The organism is Bradyrhizobium sp. USDA 3397 (genome assembly GCF_054060965.1).
Genome location: NZ_JBSSDS010000001.1, coordinates 1,789,125 through 1,813,181 on the forward strand (window position 1 = coordinate 1,789,125; position 24,057 = coordinate 1,813,181).

The 24,057-nt window shown below is 65.0% G+C and carries 28 protein-coding genes; 4 read left to right on the top strand and 24 right to left on the bottom strand.

Features of this window, described 5'->3' with window-relative positions; translation table 11 throughout:
- Nucleotides 1-23 precede the first annotated feature (23 nt).
- From ACVWYQ_RS08390 to ACVWYQ_RS08420, 7 genes are all read right to left on the bottom strand, one after another.
- Nucleotides 24-287 (bottom strand): EscU/YscU/HrcU family type III secretion system export apparatus switch protein, encoded by a 264-nt coding sequence (locus ACVWYQ_RS08390; RefSeq protein WP_271544477.1) that lies wholly within the window; start codon nt 285-287, stop codon nt 24-26.
- Nucleotides 284-1,885 (bottom strand): flagellar hook-length control protein FliK, encoded by a 1,602-nt coding sequence (gene fliK, locus ACVWYQ_RS08395; protein WP_404540337.1) that lies wholly within the window; start codon nt 1,883-1,885, stop codon nt 284-286. The genes ACVWYQ_RS08390 and fliK overlap by 4 nt, the downstream gene beginning before the upstream one ends.
- Nucleotides 1,886-1,949: 64 nt before the next feature.
- Nucleotides 1,950-2,735 carry an ATP12 family chaperone protein gene (locus ACVWYQ_RS08400; protein WP_404540334.1) on the bottom strand — a complete coding sequence of 262 codons (786 nt, stop codon included), beginning with the start codon at nt 2,733-2,735 and terminating at the stop codon, nt 1,950-1,952.
- 78 nt (nt 2,736-2,813) lie between these two features.
- Nucleotides 2,814-3,113 carry a hypothetical protein gene (locus ACVWYQ_RS08405; protein WP_404540331.1) on the bottom strand — a complete coding sequence of 100 codons (300 nt, stop codon included), beginning with the start codon at nt 3,111-3,113 and terminating at the stop codon, nt 2,814-2,816.
- 40 nt (nt 3,114-3,153) lie between these two features.
- Nucleotides 3,154-4,368, bottom strand: coding sequence for an RluA family pseudouridine synthase (locus ACVWYQ_RS08410; protein WP_157280545.1), 1,215 nt, complete (start codon nt 4,366-4,368; stop codon nt 3,154-3,156).
- A 52-nt stretch (nt 4,369-4,420) separates the two neighbouring features.
- On the bottom strand, nt 4,421-5,758 hold the full coding sequence (locus tag ACVWYQ_RS08415; RefSeq protein ID WP_404540328.1) for a replication-associated recombination protein A: 1,338 nt from the start codon (nt 5,756-5,758) through the stop codon (nt 4,421-4,423).
- Nucleotides 5,755-7,161, bottom strand: a complete 1,407-nt coding sequence (locus ACVWYQ_RS08420; protein WP_271544488.1) for a DegQ family serine endoprotease — start codon at nt 7,159-7,161, stop codon at nt 5,755-5,757. Before ACVWYQ_RS08420 ends, ACVWYQ_RS08415 begins: the two co-directional genes overlap by 4 nt.
- Before the next feature lie 313 nt (nt 7,162-7,474).
- On the opposite strand from ACVWYQ_RS08420, the gene ACVWYQ_RS08425 reads away from it, so the two are divergent.
- The gene (locus ACVWYQ_RS08425) at nt 7,475-9,088 is read left to right on the top strand and encodes an OprO/OprP family phosphate-selective porin (protein ID WP_404540325.1); all 1,614 of its coding nucleotides are present in this window, start codon (nt 7,475-7,477) and stop codon (nt 9,086-9,088) included.
- Between the two features lie 152 nt (nt 9,089-9,240).
- Here the strand turns inward: ACVWYQ_RS08425 and ACVWYQ_RS08430 are convergent, their stop codons facing one another.
- A complete protein-coding gene (locus ACVWYQ_RS08430; protein WP_404540322.1) occupies nt 9,241-9,615 on the bottom strand; it encodes a winged helix-turn-helix transcriptional regulator in 375 nt (124 codons plus the stop codon).
- A 121-nt stretch (nt 9,616-9,736) separates the two neighbouring features.
- On the opposite strand from ACVWYQ_RS08430, the gene ACVWYQ_RS08435 reads away from it, so the two are divergent.
- The 3 genes from ACVWYQ_RS08435 (at nt 9,737) to ACVWYQ_RS08445 (ending at nt 13,343) form a co-directional block, all read left to right on the top strand.
- Entirely contained in the window at nt 9,737-10,750 is a 1,014-nt protein-coding gene (locus ACVWYQ_RS08435) for a zinc-binding alcohol dehydrogenase family protein (protein WP_404540319.1), read from the top strand.
- A 96-nt stretch (nt 10,751-10,846) separates the two neighbouring features.
- Nucleotides 10,847-12,340 (top strand): amidase, encoded by a 1,494-nt coding sequence (locus ACVWYQ_RS08440; RefSeq protein ID WP_404540316.1) that lies wholly within the window; start codon nt 10,847-10,849, stop codon nt 12,338-12,340.
- Between the two features lie 25 nt (nt 12,341-12,365).
- Nucleotides 12,366-13,343: a Bug family tripartite tricarboxylate transporter substrate binding protein gene (locus ACVWYQ_RS08445; RefSeq protein ID WP_404540313.1), complete on the top strand. Its 978-nt coding sequence runs from the start codon at nt 12,366-12,368 to the stop codon at nt 13,341-13,343.
- Between the two features lie 8 nt (nt 13,344-13,351).
- Here ACVWYQ_RS08445 and ACVWYQ_RS08450 read toward each other — a convergent pair whose 3' ends face one another.
- The 16 genes from ACVWYQ_RS08450 to rpsN form a co-directional block, all read right to left on the bottom strand.
- Nucleotides 13,352-13,648 (bottom strand): DUF1330 domain-containing protein, encoded by a 297-nt coding sequence (locus ACVWYQ_RS08450; RefSeq protein ID WP_157280550.1) that lies wholly within the window; start codon nt 13,646-13,648, stop codon nt 13,352-13,354.
- Nucleotides 13,649-13,657: 9 nt separating this feature from the next.
- Nucleotides 13,658-14,446, bottom strand: coding sequence for an SDR family NAD(P)-dependent oxidoreductase (locus tag ACVWYQ_RS08455; RefSeq protein WP_157280551.1), 789 nt, complete (start codon nt 14,444-14,446; stop codon nt 13,658-13,660).
- A 188-nt stretch (nt 14,447-14,634) separates the two neighbouring features.
- Nucleotides 14,635-15,051, bottom strand: coding sequence for a 50S ribosomal protein L17 (gene rplQ / locus ACVWYQ_RS08460; protein WP_025036979.1), 417 nt, complete (start codon nt 15,049-15,051; stop codon nt 14,635-14,637).
- A 148-nt stretch (nt 15,052-15,199) separates the two neighbouring features.
- Nucleotides 15,200-16,231, bottom strand: a complete 1,032-nt coding sequence (locus ACVWYQ_RS08465; RefSeq protein ID WP_029674561.1) for a DNA-directed RNA polymerase subunit alpha — start codon at nt 16,229-16,231, stop codon at nt 15,200-15,202.
- 114 nt (nt 16,232-16,345) lie between these two features.
- Nucleotides 16,346-16,735: a 30S ribosomal protein S11 gene (rpsK, locus tag ACVWYQ_RS08470; RefSeq protein WP_007603045.1), complete on the bottom strand. Its 390-nt coding sequence runs from the start codon at nt 16,733-16,735 to the stop codon at nt 16,346-16,348.
- Nucleotides 16,736-16,866: 131 nt separating this feature from the next.
- Nucleotides 16,867-17,235, bottom strand: a complete 369-nt coding sequence (rpsM, locus tag ACVWYQ_RS08475; protein ID WP_008549231.1) for a 30S ribosomal protein S13 — start codon at nt 17,233-17,235, stop codon at nt 16,867-16,869.
- Nucleotides 17,236-17,422: 187 nt separating this feature from the next.
- On the bottom strand, nt 17,423-18,280 hold the full coding sequence (locus ACVWYQ_RS08480) for an adenylate kinase (RefSeq protein WP_275498945.1): 858 nt from the start codon (nt 18,278-18,280) through the stop codon (nt 17,423-17,425).
- Entirely contained in the window at nt 18,277-19,488 is a 1,212-nt protein-coding gene (locus ACVWYQ_RS08485; RefSeq protein WP_404540308.1) for a preprotein translocase subunit SecY, read from the bottom strand. Before ACVWYQ_RS08485 ends, ACVWYQ_RS08480 begins: the two co-directional genes overlap by 4 nt.
- Nucleotides 19,485-20,816: a preprotein translocase subunit SecY gene (secY, locus tag ACVWYQ_RS08490; protein WP_157280554.1), complete on the bottom strand. Its 1,332-nt coding sequence runs from the start codon at nt 20,814-20,816 to the stop codon at nt 19,485-19,487. The genes ACVWYQ_RS08485 and secY overlap by 4 nt, the downstream gene beginning before the upstream one ends.
- 148 nt (nt 20,817-20,964) lie before the next feature.
- Nucleotides 20,965-21,450: a 50S ribosomal protein L15 gene (gene rplO / locus ACVWYQ_RS08495; RefSeq protein WP_036011044.1), complete on the bottom strand. Its 486-nt coding sequence runs from the start codon at nt 21,448-21,450 to the stop codon at nt 20,965-20,967.
- Between the two features lie 75 nt (nt 21,451-21,525).
- Nucleotides 21,526-21,720, bottom strand: coding sequence for a 50S ribosomal protein L30 (gene rpmD, locus ACVWYQ_RS08500; protein ID WP_025036984.1), 195 nt, complete (start codon nt 21,718-21,720; stop codon nt 21,526-21,528).
- 25 nt (nt 21,721-21,745) lie between these two features.
- Nucleotides 21,746-22,342: a 30S ribosomal protein S5 gene (gene rpsE / locus ACVWYQ_RS08505; protein WP_014494507.1), complete on the bottom strand. Its 597-nt coding sequence runs from the start codon at nt 22,340-22,342 to the stop codon at nt 21,746-21,748.
- A gap of 47 nt (nt 22,343-22,389) precedes the next feature.
- The gene (gene rplR, locus ACVWYQ_RS08510) at nt 22,390-22,752 is read right to left on the bottom strand and encodes a 50S ribosomal protein L18 (protein WP_024342458.1); all 363 of its coding nucleotides are present in this window, start codon (nt 22,750-22,752) and stop codon (nt 22,390-22,392) included.
- Between the two features lie 11 nt (nt 22,753-22,763).
- Nucleotides 22,764-23,297 (bottom strand): 50S ribosomal protein L6, encoded by a 534-nt coding sequence (gene rplF / locus ACVWYQ_RS08515; protein ID WP_028177973.1) that lies wholly within the window; start codon nt 23,295-23,297, stop codon nt 22,764-22,766.
- 16 nt (nt 23,298-23,313) lie between these two features.
- Complete coding sequence (gene rpsH, locus ACVWYQ_RS08520) at nt 23,314-23,712, bottom strand: 30S ribosomal protein S8 (protein ID WP_024342456.1); 399 nt, start codon at nt 23,710-23,712, stop codon at nt 23,314-23,316.
- A 14-nt stretch (nt 23,713-23,726) separates the two neighbouring features.
- Entirely contained in the window at nt 23,727-24,032 is a 306-nt protein-coding gene (gene rpsN, locus ACVWYQ_RS08525; protein WP_028137018.1) for a 30S ribosomal protein S14, read from the bottom strand.
- Nucleotides 24,033-24,057: the final 25 nt, after the last annotated feature.

The following is a 24,057-nucleotide window of genomic DNA, read 5'->3' on the forward strand; positions in this document are numbered from 1 at the left end:
ATCTGGTCAAACGATGACAGCGCTCAGTGCCCCCGGCCCGACAGCCGCAGCACGAACACCAGCACCTCGGCGACGGCCTTGTAGAGATCCGGCGGGATCTCGTCGCCGAGTTCGACCTTCGACAGCGCGCCGGCCAGGACCTCGTTCTCCTCGATCGGAATATCGTGGGCCTTGGCGATCTCGACGATCTTTTCGCCGATCGTGCCCTTGCCTTTGGCGACGACGACGGGCGCGCCGGATCCCTTCTCGTAATGCAGCGCGATCGCGAGCTTGGAGGGATCGCTCATGTGGCGCGATCCAGGAAGTGGCCGGCGCGGGCCGGCGCCGGTGGCGGCGGCATGCCGTCGCGGACCACGATATCGCCGGGCTTGAGCTCGGCCTTCGTCAAGGCCTGGCTGAGCTCACCGATGCCGGCGCGGAGCTGCTGCGCCGTGGCCGGCCGCTCCGCCCACATCCGAACGAAGGTCTTGTCGCCGTTCAGCGTGATCAGCGCATGCACGGGTCCGGCCGGCTCGACATCAAGAGAGAAGCGTGCGCGCCAGGCGCGCTTGGCGAAATCGGCCGATTCGTTGCCGCCATCGCGCGAGATCTCGAACTGCGCCATCGCGGTGCCTTGCGGCGTCGCGAACGGAATCTCGAAATTCCACTGCGGCGCGGCCGGATCGATGCGGTGGCCGCTGGCGTCGCTGCGATCGGGAAGCGATGCGATTTGCAGCAAAGTCTGCCGCGCGATCGCCGCATCGGTGTCGTCGAGCAGACGATGCACGGTCGCAGCCAGCGGCGCGTCCGGCGCGAGCGCCGGTGCGGCGATGGACTGAGGCGCCGGCAGCGCACCGCGGATCGGCGGAGGTGTCGGATGTGCGGCCGCCTCGAAGAGATGGGCGTCCGGCACGGACTTGTTGGAGCCCGGCACGTTGCCGGTCAGGCGCGGCAGATTTTCCGTGACCTCCTGCAGCAGGCTCGCGGCAAGACCCGCGGACATGGTGCGCGACGTCAAAGCTTGCGGATTGTTGCCCGCCACATCGGCCAGCAGAGCGGCAGCAAGTGCACCGCGCGACGCTTGCGCCGGCCGGGCCAGTTCCGGCAACGCCGCTTGGGCCGTTTCGCCCGCCAGCGCGGAGGCTGCGGTCTGCGTCGTGGCCGCAGCACTCGCCGGCAGCGCCACACCTTGCGCAGTTGCCTGCGGCGCGCCGGAGGTCGATGCCAGAGTCTGGCGCAACACCAGCAGTGCGGCCTTCAAGTCCGGGATCGCGCCGGAGGACGGCGTTGTGCCTGCGGCCAACGAGGCCTCGAGAAACAGTCCGGACTTCTGGAACGCGGATTCGATATCGCCGCCGTCGAGGGCTGCGTTGAGCGGCGTCTGCTGCGCCAGCACAGCGAGCACGGCCTGCTTCAGCCCAGCGGGCAGATTGCTACTCGTCACGACGGAGGCCAGGTTGGCGAACAGCGGCGCCTGGCTGCCCTGCTTGGTCGCGGCCTCGGCGGAGGCCGTTGCAACGGCGACCTGCTCGGACGGAGTGAGGGTGTTCCGTGCCGTGGCCACCGGCGGCGCCAGCGGCGGGCTCTCCACCAGCGAGGCCGCCCGCGGCGTCAGCGTGACCTGATCTCCCGCCGCCTCGCCTGCCCCGCCCATGACCGCGAGGCGAATGGTGCCGTTGCTCTGCGAGACCGCGAGCTGGAGATTCTGCCCCGGCGTCAGCGCCACCTCCGACATCACGTCCATCGAGAGGTTGGCGATCGCGATCCGCACCAGATTGTCGGCGAGCACGCTGACCACCCTGGCATCGACCACACTGCCGGCCTGAAGCATGAGATCCGGCGTCGCCGCATCAGCCGGGCGGCCGGCAGCGTTGACGGGAGCAATGGAGGTGACCGGCGTCGGCATCTCGGCAGCCTTAGGGAATGCCGGCCACCGTAACCGCTGCGTCGTAAACCTCTCGTTAAGGACCTCAGATGGCCGGCTGCTTCACCGCCGCCAGAACCGTCACGGCGGCCTGGAAATCCTTCAAGCGGGCGGCACGGCGGGCGGCCGCCTCCTCGTCCACGCCCCATTGCTCCACGTTCCAGTCCTCGTCGACATGGGCGGCGGCCCAGACCTGATCGGCATCGCGCACGCCCTGGTCCAGCGCCAGCGCGAGCAGCGCCGAGCCGGTCAGGGTGGTCACCATGTGGAGCGCGGCGACCGACCAAGGGTTGCCGGGCAGCGCGGCCCGTGCGGCCTTCACCGCCTCGTCCGGCTGCTTCACGTGCATCACACCCTCCGACAGGATGAAATGCGCACCCAGCGTCTGCGCCGCCCAGAACAGCACGGGATCCCAATGCGCGGCCTCGCGGGCGACCAGTCCCTCGGGATGGCCGGCGCGATAGAATAGCAGGTCAGATTCGAAATATTTGGCGAGGTCGTCGCTGACGTCGTCGACGCGGTCGATGACGCCCTCGACCACGCTGTTGGCGATGCGCGTCAACGGCATGGTCATGGGATCGATCGTGTCACCTTGGGCGGCCCATTCCGCGGCGACGCAATCTGCGAGCGCGCGCGTCGGGATCACCACCTGGCGGCCGGAGGGCGTGCGGATCGGCTTGCCGTCGAGAGTGATGGCGAAGCCGCCCTCGGCATCGGCGACGCCGGCTTCCTTATAAAAGCGCTTGCGCAGCGGCGTGCGGGTGGACGCGCGCGCCGATTCCTGGGGATCCGGCGCGGGCTGACTTGCTGCTTCTTCGAACAATTCGCGCATGTCGGTTTTTGGTTCCTGTCGTCAGTCGAATTACCAGTGTCGTCACGGCCTCGCCAGTAGGACCAGGAGTGCTGCTAGCTAGTTCGCACACATGCGCGCGTACGTGCCGCGATCGGCCGGGCCCAGTCCTGCGGCTGCGCCGTCGTGGAGACATTTCGTGACGCGATCGCTGAACGAATTGCGCGGGAGCGGCTGGTAGTTGTAGCGCGGCGGCGCGTCGAATTGCGGAACCTTGGGCACCTCGATCTTCGGCGGCGGTGGCGGCGCAGGCAGCGGCGGAGCAAGCCGCGAGGCGCCGGGCGAGACATATTGCGCGTGGGCAGCCTGCCCTACGAACAGCGCCGCCAACAGCGCAAAGCAGGTCGATGCTCGTCTCATGGGGGACATTTCGTGCGCCTGCCGCCCCCATTCAACCTCGCTATTCTTCCGGCGCGTTCTCGATCGGATCAAATCTGGTTGCGTCCAGCCCCAGCAGGTTCCACGACTGCTGCATGTGCGGTGGCAACGGCGCGGTGGCGTCGATCACGCCGCCGCGCGGATGCGGGATGACGATGCGCCGTGCGAGCAGATGCAACCGGTTCTGCAGGCCGCCTGGCAACTGCCAGTTCTCGATGTTGAAATATTTGGGATCGCCGACGATGGGATGGCCGATATGGGCCATGTGGGCGCGCAGCTGGTGGGTGCGGCCCGTCACCGGCTTCAGCGACACCCAGGTCAGCTTGTTGCCGGCGGTCTCGACCACGGCGTAGTACGTCACCGCGTGACTGGCGCCCTCATCGCCATGCTGGGCGATGCGCATGATGGTGTCGTCCTCGCCCTCCTCCTTCGCAAGGAAGGTCGAGATGCGGCCCTGCTTCGGCTTCGGCAGGCCCGGCACCAGGGCCCAATAGACCTTTCGCGCCGAGCGCGAGCGGAACGCGCCGGTCAGGTGTGAGGCAGCGAAGCGCGTCTTGGCGATCAGCAGACACCCCGAGGTCTCGCGATCGATGCGGTGCACGAGGCGCGGCTTCTGGCCCTTGGCATCGCGCATCACCTCAAGCATCTGGTCGATGTGCCGCGTCATGCCCGAGCCGCCCTGCACGGCAAGGCCGGCAGGCTTGTTCAGGACGAGAACGTCGTCGTCCTCCCAGATCGTCATCTCCTTCAGCGCCTTCAGCGTCTTCTGCGCGGCCTCCGAGAGCGGGCCTGCCGCCTTCGGCGCGTCGAGCTTCAGCGGCGGAATGCGGACGCTCTGTCCCTCCTCCAGCCGGTCTTTGCTGTCGACGCGCTTGCCGTCGACACGCAGCTCGCCTTTGCGCACGACACGCTGGATGTGGGAGAACGACAGGCCGGGAAAGCGCGCTTCCAAGAAACGGTCAACGCGCATGTTGTTCTCGTCCGCCGTGACCGTGACGGTCTGCACCTTGGTCGGCAGCAGCGCCTCGACGGACTTTTCAGGCGCAGGCCTCTCCTGGACCGCTTTGGGCGGACGCCGCTCGGCGCGCTCGCCGACAAAGCGCTGCGGCTTCCCGCCGGGCTTGCCGCCCGGACGCGGCCCGGCCCTCTTCGCGCTACGCGCCTGATGCGCCTGCGAGTCGTCGCGTTCGTCACGCGACCGCGGCTTTGGGTTCATTCTCTTGATGCGGCGGCTCATGGTTGCCTGCGTACCCTAAAAGCGGCCTTCCGTCACGACGAAATGGCCGCTTCTAGCGCGAGTCGCCCCGCTCCTTGCGCAGCTTGGCCCAGTAATCCAGCCGCTTCCTGATCTCGCGCTCAAAACCGCGCTCGGGCGGGTCGTAGAAGGTTTGGCGGCCGAGCGCTTCCGGGAAGTAGTCCTGGCCGGAGAAGGCGTCCGGCGCATCATGGTCGTATTCGTAGCCGGAGCCGTAGCCTTCGGACTTCATCAGCTTGGTCGGGGAATTGAGGATGTGCTTTGGCGGCAGCAGCGAGCCGGCCTGCTTAGCGACCTGCATCGCGGTGCCGAAGGCGGTGTAGACCGCGTTCGATTTCGGCGCGGTGGCGAGATAGACCACGGCCTGGGCGATGGCGAGCTCGCCCTCGGGATGGCCGAGGAAGTCGAAGGCGTCCTTGGCGGCATTGGCGATGACGAGCGCCTGCGGATCGGCCAGCCCGATGTCCTCGACCGCCATGCGCACAACGCGGCGGGCCAGGAACAGCGGGTCCTCGCCGGCGTCCAACATGCGCGCGAGGTAATACAGCGCGGCATCGGGATCGGAGCCGCGCACCGATTTATGCAGCGCCGAGATCAAATTGTAGTGGCCGTCGGCCGATTTGTCGTAGATCGGCGCGCGGCGCTGCAGGATCTCCTGCAGCTGCACGGCATTGAAAATCTCGTCCGCCCGCGCCGAACGCCAGACCTCTTCGGCGAGCGTCAACGACGCACGGCCATCGCCGTCGGCCATGCGCACCAGCACCGCGCGCGCCTCCGCATCGAGCGGCAGCTTCCTGCCCTCGACGGCTTCGGCATGCAGGAACAGCTTTTCGATCGCGGCGGCATCGAGCGAGCGAAACACCAGCACGCGCGCACGCGAGAGCAACGCCGCATTGAGCTCGAAGGACGGGTTCTCGGTGGTGGCGCCGACCATGACGACGGTGCCATCTTCCATCACGGGCAGAAAAGAGTCCTGCTGGGCGCGGTTGAATCTGTGCACCTCATCGACGAACAGCAGCGTGCCCTTGCCCATCTCGCGGCGGGCGCGCGCGGCATCGAACGCCTTCTTGAGGTCGGCGACGCCGGAGAACACCGCCGAGATCTGCTCGAAATGCAGATCCGTCGCGTCAGCCAGGAGCCGTGCCACCGTGGTCTTGCCGGTGCCGGGCGGGCCCCAGAACACCAGCGAGCCGAGCGTGCGCGTCTCCAGCATGCGCGTCAGCGCACCGTCCGGGCCGAGGATGTGATCCTGGCCGACGACCTCTGACAGCGCGCGCGGGCGCAGCCGGTCCGGCAGCGGATGCGGAGCATCGTGATCGAGCCCCGCCGCGGCAAAGAGAGTCGGTGTCTCCGTTGGTCGCTTCGGACTCATCCGCCCAGCGTGACGTTGATCTGCTGGCCGCCGCGCACCAGCGTAATGCGCCAGATCCGTGCCCGTTCACCTGCGGCCTTCTCGAGGTCACCGGTCTTGCTGATCTTCTGGTTGTTGACGGCCAGGATGATGTCGCCCTTCTGGAAGCCGACACTCGCAGCCGCCGTATCGCCGCCGATATCGGTGATCACGACGCCTTCGGTGTCGGCATCCAGACGCAGCTCATCGGCGACGGCCGGCGTGATGGTCGAAACCTTCGCGCCCTGGAACGGCGAGCGCGCGGTGACGACGAGCTCGTTGCGCCCGGTGTCGGGCGCGGTCTCCAGCGCTACCGTGAGCTTCACCGACTTGCCGCCGCGCTGCACGTCGAGCTGCGCGGTGCCGCCGAGCGGACGGGTTGCGAAGCGATAGTCGAACGCGTTGGGATCATCCACGATCTGGCCGTCGATCCCGGTGATGAGGTCGGAGGATTTCAGGCCGGCTTTCGCCGCCGGACCGTTCGACACCACGCTCGCGACCAGCGCACCGGTCGGCGAGCGCAAGCCGAGGCTCTCGGCGATGTCGGGCGTCACCGCCTGCAATTTCGCACCGAGCCAGGGCCGCTTCACAGCCTTGCCGCCGCTCTTGGCGGAGGCGACGACGACGCGCACCATGTTGGCGGGAATCGCAAAGCCGATGCCTTGCGAGCCGCCGGAGCGCGAATAGATCGCGGTGTTGATGCCGGCGAGCTTGCCGCCCATGTCGACCAGCGCGCCGCCGGAATTGCCGGGATTGATCGCCGCATCGGTCTGAATGAAGAACTGATAGTCGGTGATGCCGACTTGCGTGCGCGCCAGCGCTGAAATGATACCCTGGGTCACGGTCTGGCCGACGCCGAACGGATTGCCGATCGCGAGCACGACGTCGCCGACCAAGAGCTCATCGGAATTGGTGAAGTCCAGCGTCGGGAACTTCTCCTTGCTGTCCTTCAGGCGCAGCACGGCAAGATCGGTCCGGGAATCCTTGAGCAGGATCTCGGCCTCGAACTCGCGCTTGTCCGACAGCGACACCTTCACCTGGTCGGCGCCCTCGATGACGTGGACGTTGGTGACGACGAGGCCGGAGGCATCGACGATGACGCCGGAGCCGAGCGAGCGCTGCATCTGCTCGGGCTGCTGGCCCGGCACACCGAAGAAGCGGCGGAAGATCGGATCGTCCAGTAGCGGATTGCGGTTCTGCACCACCTTTGCGGCATAGACGTTGACGACCGCCGGCTGCACCCGCTGCACGATCGGCGCATAGGACATCCGCAGCTCGGCCGGCGACGACGGGACCCGACGGTCCTGCGCAGCAGTCGGATTGAGGGTGGCCGAAAAGGCTACGCACAGCGCCGTGAGGGCCGCAGTCCAGGTCGCTCGAAACATTCCTACCTCTTGGAAATGACGCCGGAATATAGGCGCGTTCGCCTCCCAATAGAAGAGCGCCGGAGGGCAATATTCGGCCGCCTCGAAGCCGTGTCCGGGATGCAAGGGTGCCGTGCGAATCGGCAATTTGCCCAGCGGCGGATTGGCATGATGTGCGTCATCTTGCATGGTGGTGTGAGGCGGATTCGGTTGCGGCGAATTTGCATCAGTAGGAACCGACGCAACCGCTCGCAGCGTCGCGGGGCAGTCATCGATCACACCTAGGCTCTCCGTTCGCGACTTGGGGAAAACAGTCAAACGATGGAGGCGTAACGTGAGCAAAAAAAGAACTGCGGCCGCAGCGATTGGTCTCGCCGGCGCGCTGGCGGCCTCGCAGGCCCAGGCCCAGTCGGCAAGCAGCAGCGAGCAGGAGATCGCGCTGTTGAAGCAGCAGTTGAAGATGCTCGAACAGAAGCTCGACAAGCTGCAGAGCCAGACCGCGGCGAACACGGCCGCCGCGGCAAAGGCGAAAGCCGAAACCAAGGCAGAGGCCAAGGCCGAGGCGCGCGCGGAGGCAAAGGCCGCGGTGGCCAATGCCAACGCGGCAATCCCCGTCAAGGGGCCCGCGCTGGCATCCGGCGTCGTCGTGACGATGCCGAACAACCGGCCGACGATCTGCACCGCCGACCAGGCCAACTGCGTCGCCATCACCAGCCGCCTGCATTGGGATGTCGGCGGCTACGACTATCGTCCCAACACCGCGGCGACGGTGCCGCAGAAGCTTGACAGCGGCCAGAACGTCCGCCGCGCGCGCATCGGTGTCACCGGCAAGTTCTTCCACGATTGGAACTTCGCCCTCGTCTACGATTTCGGCGGCTCGTCCGACGGATTTGGCGGCGCCGCGCCGGGATCGCTGCCCGGCGGCGGCGTCTCCGGCGTCGAAAACGCCTATATCAGCTATACCGGCCTGAAACCGTTCGGCGGCAAGATGGCGATCGAGGCCGGCATCATGGATCTGCCATACACGCTCGACGAAGCGACGAGCTCGAACGACATCATGTTCATGGAGCGCGCCTCGCCCGGCGTGATCGCGACCAACATCGCTGCCGGTGACTTCCGTTCCGCGGCCGGTGCGCGCTGGTTCAACGACCAGCTCTGGATCGGCGGCTATGTCACGGGACCGACGACCGGTGCGATCCATTCCGCCTCAAGCGCGGCGCCGCCCGGCACCAGCGAGCAATATGGTGCCGTGGCGCGCGTGGCCGGCAATCCGATCAGCACCAAGGACTACTCGGTGCATATCGGCGCCAATGCGCAATGGCTGATCCAGCCGCCGCGCAATCTGATCGCCAACACCCAGACGGTCACGCTCAGCGATCGTCCGGAATTGCGGCTCGACCCGACCACGCTGATCTCGACCGGCGCTATCGCCAATGCCTCGGGCGCGCAGGTCTACAGCGTCGAGGCGGCGGCGACCTACGGTCCGTTCATCGTCCAGGGCGAGTATTTCTGGTACAATGTCGATCGCACCGCCAACACAGCCGTGCCGCTGACGGGTGCACCGAGCCTGAAATTCCAAGGCGGCTACGCGCAGGCCGGCTATGTGCTGACCGGCGAAGGCCGGTCCTACAATGCGGCGAACGCGGCCTATAGCGGCGTCAAGCCGGCGCATCCGTTCTCGCTCGACGGCGGCGGCTGGGGCGCGTGGGAGATCGCAGGACGGTTCTCGACGATCGACCTCAACGATCAGCTCGCGACGGCGAGCGGCGTCGCAGGCGGCCGGCAGACCGTCTATACGCTCGCGCTCAACTGGTACGTCAACGGCAACGTGCGCGTCATGCTCGACTATCTGCACGGCACGGTATCGCGACAGGCCTCGCCGATCTCGACCGCCGACGTCGGCTCGAAGTTCGACGCGGTCGCGATGCGCACGCAATTCGCGTTCTAAATTTACACCCTCTCCCTCAGGGAGAGGTCGCGCCGAAGGCGCGGGTGAGGGGTTACGCTCCATTGAGGATGCCGCGCCCCCTCACCCGAATTGCTCCGCAATTCGACCTCTCCCCGTCGGGGAGAGGTGACGGCACCGCCCCCTCACCTTCATCACGCCGCGCGCTTCTTCTTCACGACCATGGGCGGCGGCGCGCAGGACAACCGCTCCTGGTGGCTCTCGCCCCAGGCCTTCAGGATGTCGATCACGGGCCTCAGGCTCTCGCCCAGCTCGGACAGGCAATACTCCACGCGCGGCGGCACCTCGGCATAGACCTTGCGGATGACGAGTTGGTCTTCCTCCAGCGCGCGCAGCTGCTTCGTCAACATGCGCTGGGTGATGCCGGGCATCCGGCGGCGCAATTCGCCGAAGCGCTGGGTGCCGCTCTGCAGGTGGTAAAGGATCACGCCCTTCCACTTGCCGTCGATCAGGTCCAGCGTCGCTTCGACCGAGCAGCCCGGGCGCCGGGCAAAATCGCGCCGTTTCATGCGTGTTTTCCCAATAGTATCCAAACAGGGACTATATCCCCGAATTTACAGTACTTGCCAATTTGAAGCCAGGGCGACAGTTAGAGCGGCAGGCGAACAGCCCATCTGATGGAGACAAGCCATGAAGGCCGTCGGCTACAAGAAATCGCTTCCGATTGAGGATGCGGATTCACTGATCGATTTCGAGACCGCCAAGCCCGAGCCCAAGGGGCGCGACATCCGCGTCGCCGTGAAGGCGATCTCGGCCAATCCGGTCGACTACAAAGTGCGCAAGCGCGCCGCCCCGCCCGAGGGCGAGACGAAAATCCTCGGCTACGACGCGGCCGGCGTGGTCGATGCCGTCGGTCCCGACGTGACGCTGTTCAAGCCGGGCGACGAGGTGTTCTACGCCGGCTCGATCCTGCGTCAGGGCACCAACGCCGAATTCCACCTGGTCGACGAGCGCATCGTCGGCAACAAGCCGAAGAGCCTGTCGTTCGCGCAAGCCGCCGCTCTTCCCCTCACCTCCATCACCGCCTGGGAGCTGCTGTTCGACCGGCTCGGCGCAGTGCCGGGCAAGAGCGTCGATCCGCGCACCCTCTTGATCACCGGCGGCGCCGGCGGCGTCGGCTCGATCCTGATCCAGCTCGCCCGCCGCCTCACCGGGCTGACGGTGCTTGCCACCGCCACGCGGCGGGAATCGCAGAAATGGTGTCTCGACCTCGGCGCGCATGCGGTGATCGACCATGGCAAGCCGATGAAGGAGCAGATCGAGAAACTGAAGCTGCCGCCGGTCGCACTCGTGGCCAGCCTCACCTTTACCGACCAGCACTACAAGGCGATTGCGGAATTCATGGCACCGCAGGGCAAGTTCGGCCTGATCGACGATCCTCCGGAGTTCACGATTGCCGCATTCAAGGGCAAGGCGATCTCGGTGCATTGGGAATCGATGTTCACGCGCTCCTCGTTCCAGACCCCTGACATGATCGCGCAGCATCATCTGCTCAATGATGTGGCAGACCTTATCGATAAAGGCGTGTTGCGCACCACACTCGACCAAACTTTCGGCACGATCAACGCCGCCAACCTCAAGCGCGCGCACGCGCTGCTGGAGAGCGGCAAGTCGCGCGGCAAGATCGTGCTGGAGGGGTGGTAGGCTTGGCACTCCGCGTCAATTGAGGCATCATGCATCTGCGGTCCCGGAAAAGAGGGTCGCCCCCGCCCTCCGGGACCAGCAACAAGCAGATTGATGATGACCGAACCATGCGACCTTTCGGCGGTCGCGGCACGCGCGCTGATCGGCCAACGCAAGCTATCCCCCGTCGAGCTCACGGATAGCTGCATCCGCCGCATCGAAGCGGTCGATCCGGCGGTCAACGCCGTCGTTGCGCGCTCGTTCGAAACCGCGCGCAAGTCGGCGCGCGAGCGCGAGGCCGCCGTGATGCGCGGTGACACCCTCGGCGCCGTGCACGGGTTGCCGCTCGGTGTCAAAGACCTGATCGACGCCGAAGAATTGCCGACCAGCTTCGGCAGCGTGCTGTTCGCGGACAATGTCGCCTCGCAGGACGAGGCCATCGTCGCGATGCTCAAGCGCGAGGGCGCGATCGTCATCGGCAAGACGAACGTGCCGGAATGGGGCGCCGGAGGCAATACGCGCAACGCCGTCTATGGCGCGACCGGCAATCCCTTCGATCCCAATCGATCCGCCGCCGGTTCGTCGGGTGGATCGGCCGTCGCACTCGCCACTGGGATGGTGTCGCTCGCGACCGGATCCGATACCGGCGGCTCGGTACGGAATCCGGCATCCTTTTGCGGCGTGGTCGGATTCCGGCCCTCGCCAGGACTGATCGCCAGCAACAGCCGCAACATGGCCTGGCTGCAGATCTCGCAACTCGGACCGATGGCGAGAACCGTGTCGGACGCTTGCCTCATGCTGTCCTGCATGCTGGATCGTGACGCCCGCGATCCATTATCGGCGATCCTTCATGCCGGCGGTGCGCCTTCGCCAGTGCTCTATCGCAATCCGCTGCGCGTCGATCTCTCCGCGCTCCGCATTGCTGCGACCACCGATTTCGGCTTTGCGCCGACCGAGGGGGCGGTCGCCCGCGCCTTCGCGCAGAAGCTCACTTCGTTCGAAACTGTATTTCGCGGAGTCGAATGGACCCATCCTGATTGCACCGGCGCCGACGAGGTGTTCAGCATCCTGCGCGCCGTCGCATTCCTCGGCCGCCACCGCGAGCTCGTGGAGAAGTTTCCGGACAAGGTCGGGCCCAACGTTCGCGACAATGTTGCGGAGGGGCTCGGCTATTCCGCTGCCGACGTGGCGCGTGCGCTCTCGATGCAGACCGACCTTTACCGGCGCTGGCAGACCTTCTTCGCGGATCACGATTTCATTCTCGCGCCTGCGGTCACCATCAGCCCACGGCCGTGGTCGGAGCTCTATCCAGCCGAGATCGACGGCCGGCCGACCAAGAGCTATTTCCACTGGCTCGCGCTCGCCTATGCCGTCACCAATGTCGGCCATCCCACCGTCGCAATCCCGGCCGGACGGGACGAGGCCGGCCTGCCGTTCGGCATCCAGGTGATCGGCCCGCGCGGCGGCGATCTCTTAACGCTCGCGGTCGCGCGCGAAATCGAAGCGGTGCTTGCCGCCAATCCGGACACCGCCCGCCCCGTTCCCGACATTGCATGGCTTGCCAAACAGCCGCCAATTGCGGGCAAGCCGGGATTTCTCGCCTTCGATTGAACCTCACCTGCGGAAAAACGACACGATGAAAACAACCTTCCTGACGCTCGCGCTCGCCGCCATCGGCTCGATCAGCGTCAACTCGCTAGCAACCGCGCAATCGACCTATCCCGAGAAATCCCTGCAATTGATCGTCCCGTTTCCGCCGGGCGGAGCCTCCGACGTGGTGGCCCGCATCATCGGCGGCGAGCTCGAAGCGCGGCTCGGCAAGCCCGTGATCATCATGAACCGTCCCGGCGGCGGCACCACGATCGCCGCCAAGGAGGTCGCGCGCGCGGCGCCCGATGGATACACGCTGTTCTTCAGCTCGAATTCGAGCTTCACTTTGCCGGCCGCCGTGAAGGAGAGCGTTCCTTACGACGCGGCCAAGGATTTTGAACCGCTCGGCCGGGTCGGCAAGATCACCCTGGCGCTGGTCACCTACAAGGACAATCCGGTCAAGGATCTGCCCGCGCTGGTCGCGGAGGCAAAGGCCAATCCGGACAAGCTGTCGCTGGCCTCCTTCGGCGTCGCCACGGTGTCGCATTTCGCCGGCGAGTTGTTCAAGTCGAATGCCGGAATCAAGATGGTCCACCTGCCCTACAAGGGCAGCGCGCCGGCCATGAACGATCTCATCGGCAAGCACATTCAATACCATGTCGACACCGTGATCGCCGTTAAACCGCAAATCGAGGCCGGCGCCGTCAAGGTGATGGCCGTGTTCTCGAGCCAGCGCACACCATTCCTGCCCGAGGTACCGACATTGGCAGAGCTCGGCTATCCCGCCATCGACTTCTCGTCATGGGGCGCGGTGGTCGCACCCAAGGGGCTGCCGCCACCGGTTCGCGACAAGCTCACGGCGACGCTGGAGGAGATCATCAACAGCCCCTCGGTTGCCGAGCGCTTCGTCAAGGTCGGTTTCGAGCCCGGCTTCGCACGCTTCGACGACTGGGCCGGTGCGGTGACCAAGGAGACGGCCAAGATGAAGGAGATCGCGCAGAAGGCAGGGATCAAGGACGAGTAGCCGATCGCCTACGGCGTCAATACGCCTTCGACAAGCAGCAGCCTGCGCTCCAGTGCGCTCGCGCGCAGCTTCAGGGCTTCGGCATACTCGGAGGAGGCGTACCACTCCTTCAGCCGCGCCATCGTCGGGAACTCCGCGATGACGATGGCGTTGGGTGGTGGACCGCCCTCCAGCAGCTCGGCCTGACCGCCGCGGACGAGATAACGCCCGCCATACTGCGTGATCGTCTTGGCAGCCAGCGCGCGATAGGCTTCGAATGCGGCGGGATCGCGCACCTCGACCTCCGAGATCACATAGGCGGCCATGCGCATCTCTCAGGCGATCGTGTTGACGATGCCGCCTTCCGCGCGCAGCGCTGCGCCGTTTGTGGCGGATGCCTCCTTCGAGGCGACATAGACCACCATGTTGGCGATCTCGTCGACGCTGGCGAAGCGCTGCAGCAGCGAGCTCGGGCGATGCTGCTTGACGAAGTTGGCGGCGGCTTCATCCACGGACTGGCCGTTCTGCCTGGCGAGATCCTTGACGAACGTCTCGACGCCCTCCGACATGGTCGGGCCTGGCAGCACGGAATTGACGGTGACGCCGGTGCCAGCGGTGAGCTGCGCCAGGCCGCGCGCGACCGAAAGCTGGGCCGTCTTGGTCATGCCGTAGTGGATCATCTCGACGGGAATGTTGAGCCCGGATTCCGAGGAGATGAAGACGATGCGGCCCCAATTGCGCGCGAGCATGCCCTTCATGTACGCGCGCGACAGGCGCACGCCGCTCATCACATTCACCTCGAAGAATCGGCTCCAGTCCTCGTCGGGGATGTCGAAGAAATCCTTGGGCTCGAAGATGCCGGCATTGTTGATGAGGATGTCGACCTCGGGCAGCGCCGCTACGAGTGCCTTACAGCCTGCCGCGGTCGAGACGTCGGCCGCGATGCCGCGGACCTTGGCGCCCGTCCCTTCCAGCCTGCGCACCGCCGCATCGACCTTGTCCTGGCTGCGGCCGTTGATCACGACGCTGGCGCCGGAGTCTGCGAGGCCCTTGGCGATGGCGTGGCCGATGCCGGCCGTCGAGCCGGTGACGAGGGCGGTCTTGCCGGAAAGGTCGATCTTCATGCGTTATCTCCATGGATGTGGATGGAGATATCGGAAGCGGCTCCTTCAGCCGCAATCAGGGCTCACCGACGCGTGAGGAGCGTGAATGCCGGGCACGGCGCGCGAAGAGCGCGCCTTTGCCAACCCGACCGTTCCAACAAAAAAGCGGCGTCGAAGACGCCGCTTTTGAAACTTCACGCCGGTCGGGCTTACGCCGCCTCGGCTTCCTTCTCCTGCACCGGGCCGGAATCCTGGCCCTTGGCATCGACATCGCGATCGACGAACTCGATCACGGCCATCGCGGCGTTGTCGCCGTAGCGGAAGCCGGCCTTGATGATGCGGGTGTAGCCGCCCTGGCGGTCCTTGTAGCGGGTCGCGAGCGTATCGAAGAGCTTCTTGACCATGTCGACGTCGCGCAGCTCGGAGATGGCCTGACGGCGCAGCGACAGGCCGCCCTTCTTGCCGAGAGTGACGAGCTTCTCGACGATCGGGCGAAGCTCCTTGGCCTTGGGCAGCGTGGTGACGATCTGCTCGTGCTTGATCAGCGCGGCCGCCATGTTGGCGAACATCGCCTTGCGGTGCTCGGCCGTGCGGTTGAGCTTCCGATGAACCTTGCCGTGACGCATGTGTGTAGTCCTTCTTCGATTGTGTCGCGGTGGTTCAGCGACTGGTTTTCAGGTGGGCTTCCTGCGTTCGCCCTAGGCTGCGAGTGGCGAATGGTGAGTAGCGAATAGATCTTCTTCCCCTATTCGCCACTCCCACCTCGCCATTCGCTCAGTAATGATCCTCGAAGCGCTTGGCGAGCTCGTCGATGTTCTCCGGCGGCCAGCCCGGCACTTCCATGCCGAGGTGCAGACCCATCTGAGCCAGCACTTCCTTGATCTCGTTCAGCGACTTGCGGCCGAAGTTCGGGGTGCGGAGCATTTCCGCTTCGCTCTTCTGCACGAGGTCGCCGATGTAGACGATGTTGTCGTTCTTCAGGCAGTTGGCCGAACGCACCGACAGCTCGAGCTCGTCCACCTTCTTGAGGAAGGCCGGGTTGAAGGCGAGGTCCGGGATGATCTCCTGGGCGACTTCCTTGCGCGGCTCTTCGAAGTTGACGAACACGTTGAGCTGATCCTGCAGGATGCGGGCGGCGTAGGCCACCGAATCATCCGGCGTGATCGCGCCGTTGGTCTCGATCGTCATGGTCAGCTTGTCGTAGTCGAGGATCTGGCCCTCGCGGGTGTTCTCGACCTTGTAGGAGACCTTGCGGACCGGCGAGTACAGGCTGTCGACCGGGATCAGGCCGATCGGCGCGTCCTCGGGACGGTTGCGCTCGGCGGGCACGTAGCCCTTGCCGGTCGAGACCGTGAACTCCATGCGGATCTCGGCGCCCTCGTCGAGCGTGCAGATCTGCAGATCGGGGTTGAGCACGACCACATCGCCGACGGTCTGGATGTCGCCGGCGGTGACGACACCCGGGCCCTGCTTCTTCACGACCATGCGCTTGGGGCCTTCGCCCTGCATCTTGATCGAGATGTCCTTGATGTTGAGCACGATGTCGGTGACGTCCTCACGGACGCCCGCGATGGAGGAGAACTCGTGCAGCACGCCGTCGATGTGCACCGACTGCACCGCCGCACCCTGGAGCGAGGAGAGCAGGATGCGGCGCAGCGCATTGCCGAGGGTCTGGCCGAAGCCACGCTCGAGCGGCTCGGCGACGATGGTCGCGAAACGCGAGGGATCGCTGCCGGGCGTGACCTGGAGCTTGTTCGGCCGAATCAGTTCTTGCCAATTTTTCTGGATCGTCACTGTTTCACCCATACAGGCCAGTCAATTTGACGGTGCAAATACTGGCGTTGGAGAAAGGCCGCAGATCATTCCCGCGGCTTCTTGCAAAGTCGCCGCGGGCGCCGACGCGCCCGCAGCTCGTCAAAATCAAACGCGCCGACGCTTGCGGGGACGGCAACCGTTGTGCGGGATCGTGGTCACGTCGCGGATCGAGGTGACGGTGAAGCCGGCGGCCTGGAGCGCGCGGAGCGCCGATTCGCGGCCCGAACCGGGACCGGCGACCTCGACTTCCAGCGTGCGCATGCCGTGCTCCTGCGCCTTCTTGGAGACGTCCTCGGCGGCGACCTGCGCGGCATACGGGGTCGACTTGCGCGAGCCCTTGAAGCCCATCGTGCCGGCCGAAGACCAGGCGATCGTGTTGCCCTGCGCGTCGGTGATGGTGATGGTCGTGTTGTTGAACGACGAGTTCACATGCGCGACGCCGGAGGCGATGTTCTTGCGCTCACGACGACGAACGCGGGTGGCTTCCTTGCCCATTGAGTCCCTTTCCTGAAGATCTCAAACGCCGCCGTAATGCCAGCGGCTACACCTATGGAAGCGAATAGCGAGTAGCGAGTGGCGAACAGGGAAGCCCCCTACTCGCCACTCGCCACGTCCAATTCGCCAGTTTACTTCTTCTTGCCGGCGATGGCCTTGGCCGGGCCCTTGCGCGTGCGCGCATTGGTGTGGGTCCGCTGACCGCGCACCGGCAGACCGCGACGATGACGCAGGCCGCGATAACAGCCGAGGTCCATCAGACGCTTGATGTTGATGCCGACCTCACGACGCAGGTCGCCCTCGACGAGATAGTCGCGGTCGATCACTTCGCGGATCTGGAGCACTTCGGCGTCGCTGAGCTGATTGACGCGACGATCCACGGGGATCTTCACCTTCTCGAGGATCTCACCAGCGATCTTCTGGCCGATGCCATGGATGTACTGGAGCGCGATCAGCACGCGCTTGTTGGTGGGAATGTTCACGCCGGCAATACGGGCCACGGCCTTCTCTCCTGTTGCCGATCCCTCGTCAGGAATCGGGCTTTAAGTGCTTGCTTTCTCGGGCAGGTGTTCACAAACGCGAACACGACGCCCACCCCCGGTCTTCCTGGGGCCCGGCATCGTCTGAAACTATCCGACTTGGATGCGGGGCTTATTAGGGGATTCCGGGGGCTTTCGTCAACCGCTGCTAGCGCTTGGCTCGCTTTTTCGTGACCTTTTTTGCGGCCTTTTTGGCACCCTTTTTGACCGTCTTCTTGGCTGCTTTCTTGACGGTTTTCTTGGTGGCTTTCTTGGCCGCCTTCTTTGGGCCTTTCACCGCCGATTTCGTGGCCTTTTTTACCGATTTTGCGCCCTTTTTGGCCGTTTTTGCCGGCCTTGCCGCCGCCTTCTTCCCCGCCTTGGCCTTTTTGGCCGGCGCCGCCTTGGCGGCGCTCCTAGCATGCGTCTTGGGCTCGACCGCCCCCAGAGCCAGCAGCTGGCGGTGGATGGCGCGGGTGACCTCGTCGATCGTCATCATGCCGTCGATGGTCGAGAGCTTCCGCCGCTCGGAATAGTAGTGAATCAGCGGTTCCGTCTGGCTGCGATAGCTGGCCAGCCGCTTGGTCAGGACCTCCGGCGTATCGTCGAGCCGGACCTCCTCGCCGCGCTCCCGCATCTGGGCGACGCGGGTCTCGACGCGGCTCAGAAGCGCGCTCTCATTGACCCGGAGCTCGATCACGGCGTCCAGCTTGAGGTGCTTGCGCTTGAGCAGTTCGTCCAGCGCCTCGGCCTGCGGCACGGTGCGGGGGAAACCGTCGAGGATGAAACCGCTCTTGGCGTCCGGTTGCTCGATGCGATCGGAAATGATTCCCACCACGACGTCATCGGGCACGAGGCCGCCGCTCGCCATGATCTCCTTGGCCTTCAACCCGACCGGGGTGCCGGCCGCAACCGCGGCACGCAGCATCTCGCCAGTCGAGAGCTGGACGATGCCATAGCGCTGCACCAGGAGCTGGGCCTGGGTCCCCTTGCCCGACCCCGGCGGTCCCAGAAGTATAATTCTCATCGGCGTACGCCCCCCGGATTGGTGAGCGACACCTCGCGCACCTGCGTTTTGATATCAAGAACGGTGCAAACCACAACCAGCACTGCACCACCATTGACGACCATACTATAAGGCAGCCCGATCCCGTAAAGCTCGAACACCTCCGGAATCAACTGCAACGCCGTCAGGTAGACGGCTCCGACGACTGTCGTCAATGACACGACGCGATCGAGATAGTCCGCGGTGGCCTCGCCGGGAGCGACACCGGGAATTGCGCCCTCGTGGCGGCTCAGGGATTTGGCGGTGTATTCGGGATCGATCACATAAGCAGTGTAGACGAAGGCGAGCACGAACACGGCGATCGACACGAGGATGAGGTACGCCGGCTGCCCCAGCTGGAGATGCCGGTAGGTTGCGGCAACCAGGGGATGATCGCCTCCCAGGATGAAGCCCGCAAAGGCAAGCGGCAGATAGAATATCCACGGCGCTACGGTGACGGGAATCACGAACCCGGCGCTGTTGAGCTTGATCGGCAGCATTGCATCGCGCACAGGCAGTTGCCGCGTACCGACACTTTGTGCTGCGAACTGGACCCGGATATCTCGCCGCGCACCTTCGACAAGCACGATCACGACGACGATCGCGATCCAGAACACGACATGGCCGAGCACAAGATTGCCCGAGATCGTCCCGCTCCGCACGAGATCCGCGATACCGCCAATGTTTTGCGGAATGGCGACGATGAAGCCGGCACTCAAGATCAGCGCCAAGCCATTGCCAATGCCGTAGCGGGTCATCTGTTCGCTGAGCCACACCAGCACGAAGACGCCGCCGACCATCGAGGCCGTAGCCGTCGTCACGAACCAGCCGTCGGGATTTTTGACGAGGCCCGGGATCGACGTCAGTGCCGAGGCGATGCCGTAGGCCTGGAAGGCCGCAATTCCGAGTGTAAGCCCGAGCGTGGCACGCGCGACCTTACGCCGTCCGCCCTCGCCGGACCGTTCGAGCGAATTCGGGCCGCGCCACACCACGGCCAGCAGCCGGATGAGGATTGCCGCAGTCAGATAGGGAATGAGGCCGAGCGCAAAGATCGAAAGCCGGGAGACGATATCCAGCGTCGGCGAGACGGCGGGGAGATTCAGTCCCGCAATCGGGATCTGCGTACCGAGCCTGAAAAGGAGCAGCGCGCCGATCGTGAAAGCGATACGGCGCGCGAGCTCCCTGCTCATCTACGGCGGCCTCGCAGCTTGGACTTGCGGATCAGACCTTCATACTGGTGCGCCAGCAGATAGCCTTGCACCTGCGCCACCGTGTCCATGGTGACGCTGACGACGATCAGCAGCGAGGTGCCGCCGAAATAGAACGGCACCGAGGCGTAGGAGATCAGGATTTCCGGGATCAAGCAGACGATGGCGAGATAAATCGCACCCAGCACGGTGATGCGCGACAGCACGTAGTCGATGTATTCCGCGGTGCGTTCGCCCGGGCGAATGCCGGGAATGAAGCCGCCATGCTTCTTCAGATTGTCCGCGGTCTCGGTCGGGTTGAACACGATCGCGGTGTAGAAGAAGGCGAAGAACACGATCAGCGCCAGATACATGATCAGGAACAGCGGACGGCCATGGCCGAGCTGGGTGGTGATCCACTGGAACCATTCCGGCCCGCTGCCCGTGTTGAAGTTCGCAACCGTCGTCGGCAAGAGGAGCAGCGAGGATGCGAAGATCGGCGGGATCACGCCGGACGTGTTGAGCTTGAGCGGCAGATGCGAGGACTGGCCCTCGAACATCTTGTTGCCGACCTGGCGCTTCGGATACTGGATCAAGAGGCGGCGCTGGGCGCGCTCCATGAAGACGATGAAGGCGATCACGACGACGGCCATGATGATGACGACCAGGATCAGGCCGGTCGACATCGCGCCCTGACGGCCAAGCTCGAGCATGCCGGCGAGCGCCGCGGGCAACTCGGCGACGATGCCGGCGAGAATGATCAGCGAGATGCCGTTGCCGATGCCGCGCGAGGTGATCTGCTCGCCGAGCCACATCAGGAACATGGTGCCGCCGGTCAGCGTGATCGCCGTGGACAGGCGGAAGAACATGCCGGGCTCGCTGACGACGTTGCCGGCACCTTCGAGGCCGACGGCGATGCCGTAGGACTGGAATGCGGCCAGGATGACGGTCAGATAGCGCGTGTACTGGTTGAGCGTCTTGCGGCCCGCCTCGCCTTCCTTCTTCAGCGCCTCGAGCTGCGGCGAGACGGTGGTGAGGAGCTGGATGATGATCGAGGCCGAGATGTACGGCATGATGTTCAGCGCGAAGATCGCCATGCGGTGGATGCCGCCGCCGGCGAACATGTTGAACATGCCGAGGATGCCGCCCGCCTGGGAGCGGAACACCTGCTCCCAGATGTTGGGATCGATGCCCGGCAGCGGGATATAGGTCCCGAGCCGATAAACGAGCAGCGCACCCAGGGTGAACCAGATGCGCTTCTTCAGTTCGTCGGCCTTGGCAAACGCGCCGAAATTGAGATTGGCTGCCAGTTGTTCCGCTGCAGAGACCATCTTGGACTTTCTCCCGCCGCCTGTTGCGCCGTCATGCCCGCGGCCGGGCTAGTTTAGCGGACGCCGGACATTATCTGGGGCTCGGCTTCGATAAGTCCACGTCCCGCATGCGTAAAGGCCCGCGCGCCGCGGGCCAATGACGCAGTTGTTACGCCGCCTCGCCTTCTTCCTTGGGCTGGGCGAGGATCTTCACCGAGCCGCCGGCCTTCTCGACCGCCGCGATCGCGGTCTTGCTGGCGCCGTGCACTTCGATGTTGAGCTTGGACTTGAGCTCGCCTCGGCCGAGCAGCCGCAGGCCGCCCTTGGCGCGGCGCAGCACGCCGCCCTTCACCAGGGCCTCGACGTTGACGACGCTGCCGGCGTCGATCTTCTTGGCGTCGACCGCTTCCTGGAGCCGGTCGAGATTGATCTCGGCGAACTCGACGCGGAAGATGTTGTTGAAGCCGCGCTTGGGCAGACGGCGATGCATCGGCATCTGGCCGCCTTCGAAACCCTTGATGCGCACGCCCGAGCGCGCGGTCTGGCCCTTGCCGCCGCGGCCGGACTGCTTGCCCTTGCCGGAACCGATGCCGCGGCCGACGCGCATACGCTTCTTGCGCGAGCCGGCGTTGTCGGCGATATCGCTGAGCTTCATCGCCCTTCTCCTTGTGTCTTGCGCACGATCTTCACCGAAAACCGCTTCCCGCTCTCCGGGACCGTGCGCCTTTGCTTACTTCTCGTCGATGATGCGGACGAGATGGTGAACCTTCTCGATCATGCCGCGGACCGCCGGGGTATCCGGCAGTTCGCTGGTGCGGCCGATCTTGTTGAGCTTGAGCCCGATCAGGGTCGAACGCTGCGAGTGATGGCGGCGGATCGCGCTGCCGGTCTGCTCGACCTTGATCGTCTTTGCGGCCTTGGCCATGGGAGTCTACTCCGAAAAGCTTCCGTTAGTCGGCGGCCGCCTCGGCATCGCCGCCGATACGACGGGACTGGAGGGTGGACACCTTGATGTTGCGGCGGGCTGCGACCGAACGCGGCGAATCCTGGTGCTTGAGCGCGTCGAAAGTCGCGCGCACCATGTTGTACGGGTTCGACGAGCCGATCGACTTCGCCACCACGTCCTGGACGCCGAGCGTCTCGAACACGGCGCGCATCGGGCCACCGGCGATGATGCCGGTACCGGCGGGAGCTGCACGCAGATAGACACGGCCCGCGCCATGACGGCCGGCGATGTCGTGATGGAGCGTGCGGCCCTCGCGCAGCGACACCCGCGTCAGGTTGCGCTTGGCGGACTCGGTCGCCTTGCGGATCGCCTCAGGCACTTCGCGCGCCTTGCCGTGACCGAAGCCGGCGCGGCCCTTCTGGTCGCCGATCACGACCAGCGCTGCGAAACCGAAGCGCTTGCCGCCCTTGACGACCTTGGCCACGCGGTTGATGTGGACGAGCTTGTCGACGAACTCGCTGTCGCGCTCCTCGCGCTCCCTGCGTTCACGTCCGCCGCCGCGTTGATCGCGTCCACCACGTTGTTCGCGTTCAGCTGCCATGGTTTTTCCAATCCTTCAGAGGCTTACGCCCCAATCCTCAAATTCTGTTAGAAGCTCAGCCCACTCTCACGCGCTGCATCGGCAAGAGCCTTGACGCGCCCGTGATAGAGATAGCTGCCGCGATCGAACACGACTTCCTTGACACCCTTCTCTGCAGCGCGCTCAGCCAGCAGCTTGCCGACCGCCTTCGCCGCATCGATGTCGGCGCCGGTCTTGCCGCCGTCGCGCATCGACTTCTCGAGCGATGAGGCAGAGGCCAGCGTCTCGCCCTTCAGGTCGTCGATGACCTGGGCGTAGATGTGCTTGGACGAGCGGAACACCGACAGGCGCGGACGGCCGCCGGCGGAACGGCGCAGCTTCAGCCGCACACTCCGCTTGCGCCGGGCATTCGTAACCTTGGCTTTCGACATGACCGGCTCCGTTACTTCTTCTTGCCTTCCTTGCGGAAGATGAATTCGCCCACATACTTCACGCCCTTGCCCTTGTAGGGCTCCGGCGGACGATAGGAGCGGATCTCGGCGGCGACCTGGCCGACGCGCTGGACGTCGCTGCCAGCCACCGTGATCTCGGTCGGCTTCGGGACGGTGATCGTGATCCCCTCGGGGATCGGATAGATCACGTCATGGCTGTAGCCGAGCGCGAGCTGCAGGTTCTTGCCCTGCATCGCGGCGCGATAGCCGACGCCGGTGATCTCGAGCTTCTTCTCGAAGCCCTTGGTGACGCCTTCGACCAGATTCGCGACCTGGGCGCGAGCGGTGCCGTACAGCGCCCGCGCGCGGTTGGTCTCGGTCCGCGGCTTGACCTTGACCTGGCCGTTCTCGAGCTTCACCTCGACGTCGTCGTGGACGATGAACTGAAGCTGGCCCTTCGGCCCCTTCATCTTGACGGTCTGGCCGTCGACGGTCGCGGTAACGCCCGACGGCACCGTCACAGGCTTTTTGCCAACACGTGACATGGATCGAAAATCCTTCTCAGAACACCGTGAAGAGGACTTCACCGCCCACATTCGCGTCGCGCGCGCTGTGGTCGGCCATGATCCCCTTCGGCGTCGACAACACCGAAATGCCGAGACCGTTGTTCACCCGCGGCAGGTTCTTCACCGAGGCGTAGACTCTGCGCCCGGGCTTGGAAACGCGCTCAATCTCGCGGATGACGGGCTCGCCGTCGAAATACTTCAGCTCGATCTCGATCTCGCTGCGGCCCGAGGAGTGCTCGAGCGTGGCGTAACCGCGGATGTAGCCCTCGGCCTTCAGAACCTCGAGCACGTTCTCGCGCATCTTCGAGCCGGGCGTGGAGACCTTGGTCTTCGAACGCATCTGCGCGTTGCGGATACGGGTGATCAGATCGCTGATTGGATCGTGCGTAGACATCTAAACGACCCTCCTTACCAGCTGGACTTCACGAGGCCCGGGACCATGCCCTTGGAGCCAAGTTCGCGCAGCGCGATACGGGACAGCTTGTTCTTGCGATAGTTCGAGCGCGGGCGGCCCGACAGCTCGCAACGCAGGCGGATGCGGGTCGCCGACGAGTTGCGCGGCATTTCCGCCAGCTTCAGGGTCGCGGCGAACCGCTCCTCCATCGGCAGCGTCTTGTCGGCGATGATCGCCTTCAACCGCTCGCGCTTGGCGGCGGCGTTCTTCACCATCCGCTTGCGCCGGTTGTTCTTCTCGACTGAACTCTTCTTTGCCATGCTTGGCTCCTGGGTATCCGCGTTT

Bases quoted from the DNA above. Each gene is read 5' to 3' on its own strand.
- ACVWYQ_RS08390 (WP_271544477.1), bottom strand. From the start codon at position 287: ATGAGCGATCCCTCCAAGCTCGCGATCGCGCTGCATTACGAGAAGGGA.
- fliK (WP_404540337.1), bottom strand. From the start codon at position 1,885: ATGCCGACGCCGGTCACCTCCATTGCTCCCGTCAACGCTGCCGGCCGC.
- ACVWYQ_RS08400 (WP_404540334.1), bottom strand. From the start codon at position 2,735: ATGCGCGAATTGTTCGAAGAAGCAGCAAGTCAGCCCGCGCCGGATCCC.
- ACVWYQ_RS08405 (WP_404540331.1), bottom strand. From the start codon at position 3,113: ATGAGACGAGCATCGACCTGCTTTGCGCTGTTGGCGGCGCTGTTCGTA.
- ACVWYQ_RS08410 (WP_157280545.1), bottom strand. From the start codon at position 4,368: ATGAGCCGCCGCATCAAGAGAATGAACCCAAAGCCGCGGTCGCGTGAC.
- ACVWYQ_RS08415 (WP_404540328.1), bottom strand. From the start codon at position 5,758: ATGAGTCCGAAGCGACCAACGGAGACACCGACTCTCTTTGCCGCGGCG.
- ACVWYQ_RS08420 (WP_271544488.1), bottom strand. From the start codon at position 7,161: ATGTTTCGAGCGACCTGGACTGCGGCCCTCACGGCGCTGTGCGTAGCC.
- ACVWYQ_RS08430 (WP_404540322.1), bottom strand. From the start codon at position 9,615: ATGAAACGGCGCGATTTTGCCCGGCGCCCGGGCTGCTCGGTCGAAGCG.
- ACVWYQ_RS08435 (WP_404540319.1), top strand. From the start codon at position 9,737: ATGAAGGCCGTCGGCTACAAGAAATCGCTTCCGATTGAGGATGCGGAT.
- ACVWYQ_RS08440 (WP_404540316.1), top strand. From the start codon at position 10,847: ATGACCGAACCATGCGACCTTTCGGCGGTCGCGGCACGCGCGCTGATC.
- ACVWYQ_RS08445 (WP_404540313.1), top strand. From the start codon at position 12,366: ATGAAAACAACCTTCCTGACGCTCGCGCTCGCCGCCATCGGCTCGATC.
- ACVWYQ_RS08450 (WP_157280550.1), bottom strand. From the start codon at position 13,648: ATGGCCGCCTATGTGATCTCGGAGGTCGAGGTGCGCGATCCCGCCGCA.
- ACVWYQ_RS08455 (WP_157280551.1), bottom strand. From the start codon at position 14,446: ATGAAGATCGACCTTTCCGGCAAGACCGCCCTCGTCACCGGCTCGACG.
- rplQ (WP_025036979.1), bottom strand. From the start codon at position 15,051: ATGCGTCACGGCAAGGTTCATCGGAAGCTCAACCGCACGGCCGAGCAC.
- ACVWYQ_RS08465 (WP_029674561.1), bottom strand. From the start codon at position 16,231: ATGGGTGAAACAGTGACGATCCAGAAAAATTGGCAAGAACTGATTCGG.
- rpsK (WP_007603045.1), bottom strand. From the start codon at position 16,735: ATGGGCAAGGAAGCCACCCGCGTTCGTCGTCGTGAGCGCAAGAACATC.
- ACVWYQ_RS08480 (WP_275498945.1), bottom strand. From the start codon at position 18,280: ATGAGAATTATACTTCTGGGACCGCCGGGGTCGGGCAAGGGGACCCAG.
- ACVWYQ_RS08485 (WP_404540308.1), bottom strand. From the start codon at position 19,488: ATGAGCAGGGAGCTCGCGCGCCGTATCGCTTTCACGATCGGCGCGCTG.
- secY (WP_157280554.1), bottom strand. From the start codon at position 20,816: ATGGTCTCTGCAGCGGAACAACTGGCAGCCAATCTCAATTTCGGCGCG.
- rplO (WP_036011044.1), bottom strand. From the start codon at position 21,450: ATGAAGCTCAGCGATATCGCCGACAACGCCGGCTCGCGCAAGAAGCGT.
- rpmD (WP_025036984.1), bottom strand. From the start codon at position 21,720: ATGGCCAAGGCCGCAAAGACGATCAAGGTCGAGCAGACCGGCAGCGCG.
- rpsE (WP_014494507.1), bottom strand. From the start codon at position 22,342: ATGGCAGCTGAACGCGAACAACGTGGTGGACGCGATCAACGCGGCGGC.
- rplR (WP_024342458.1), bottom strand. From the start codon at position 22,752: ATGTCGAAAGCCAAGGTTACGAATGCCCGGCGCAAGCGGAGTGTGCGG.
- rplF (WP_028177973.1), bottom strand. From the start codon at position 23,297: ATGTCACGTGTTGGCAAAAAGCCTGTGACGGTGCCGTCGGGCGTTACC.
- rpsH (WP_024342456.1), bottom strand. From the start codon at position 23,712: ATGTCTACGCACGATCCAATCAGCGATCTGATCACCCGTATCCGCAAC.
- rpsN (WP_028137018.1), bottom strand. From the start codon at position 24,032: ATGGCAAAGAAGAGTTCAGTCGAGAAGAACAACCGGCGCAAGCGGATG.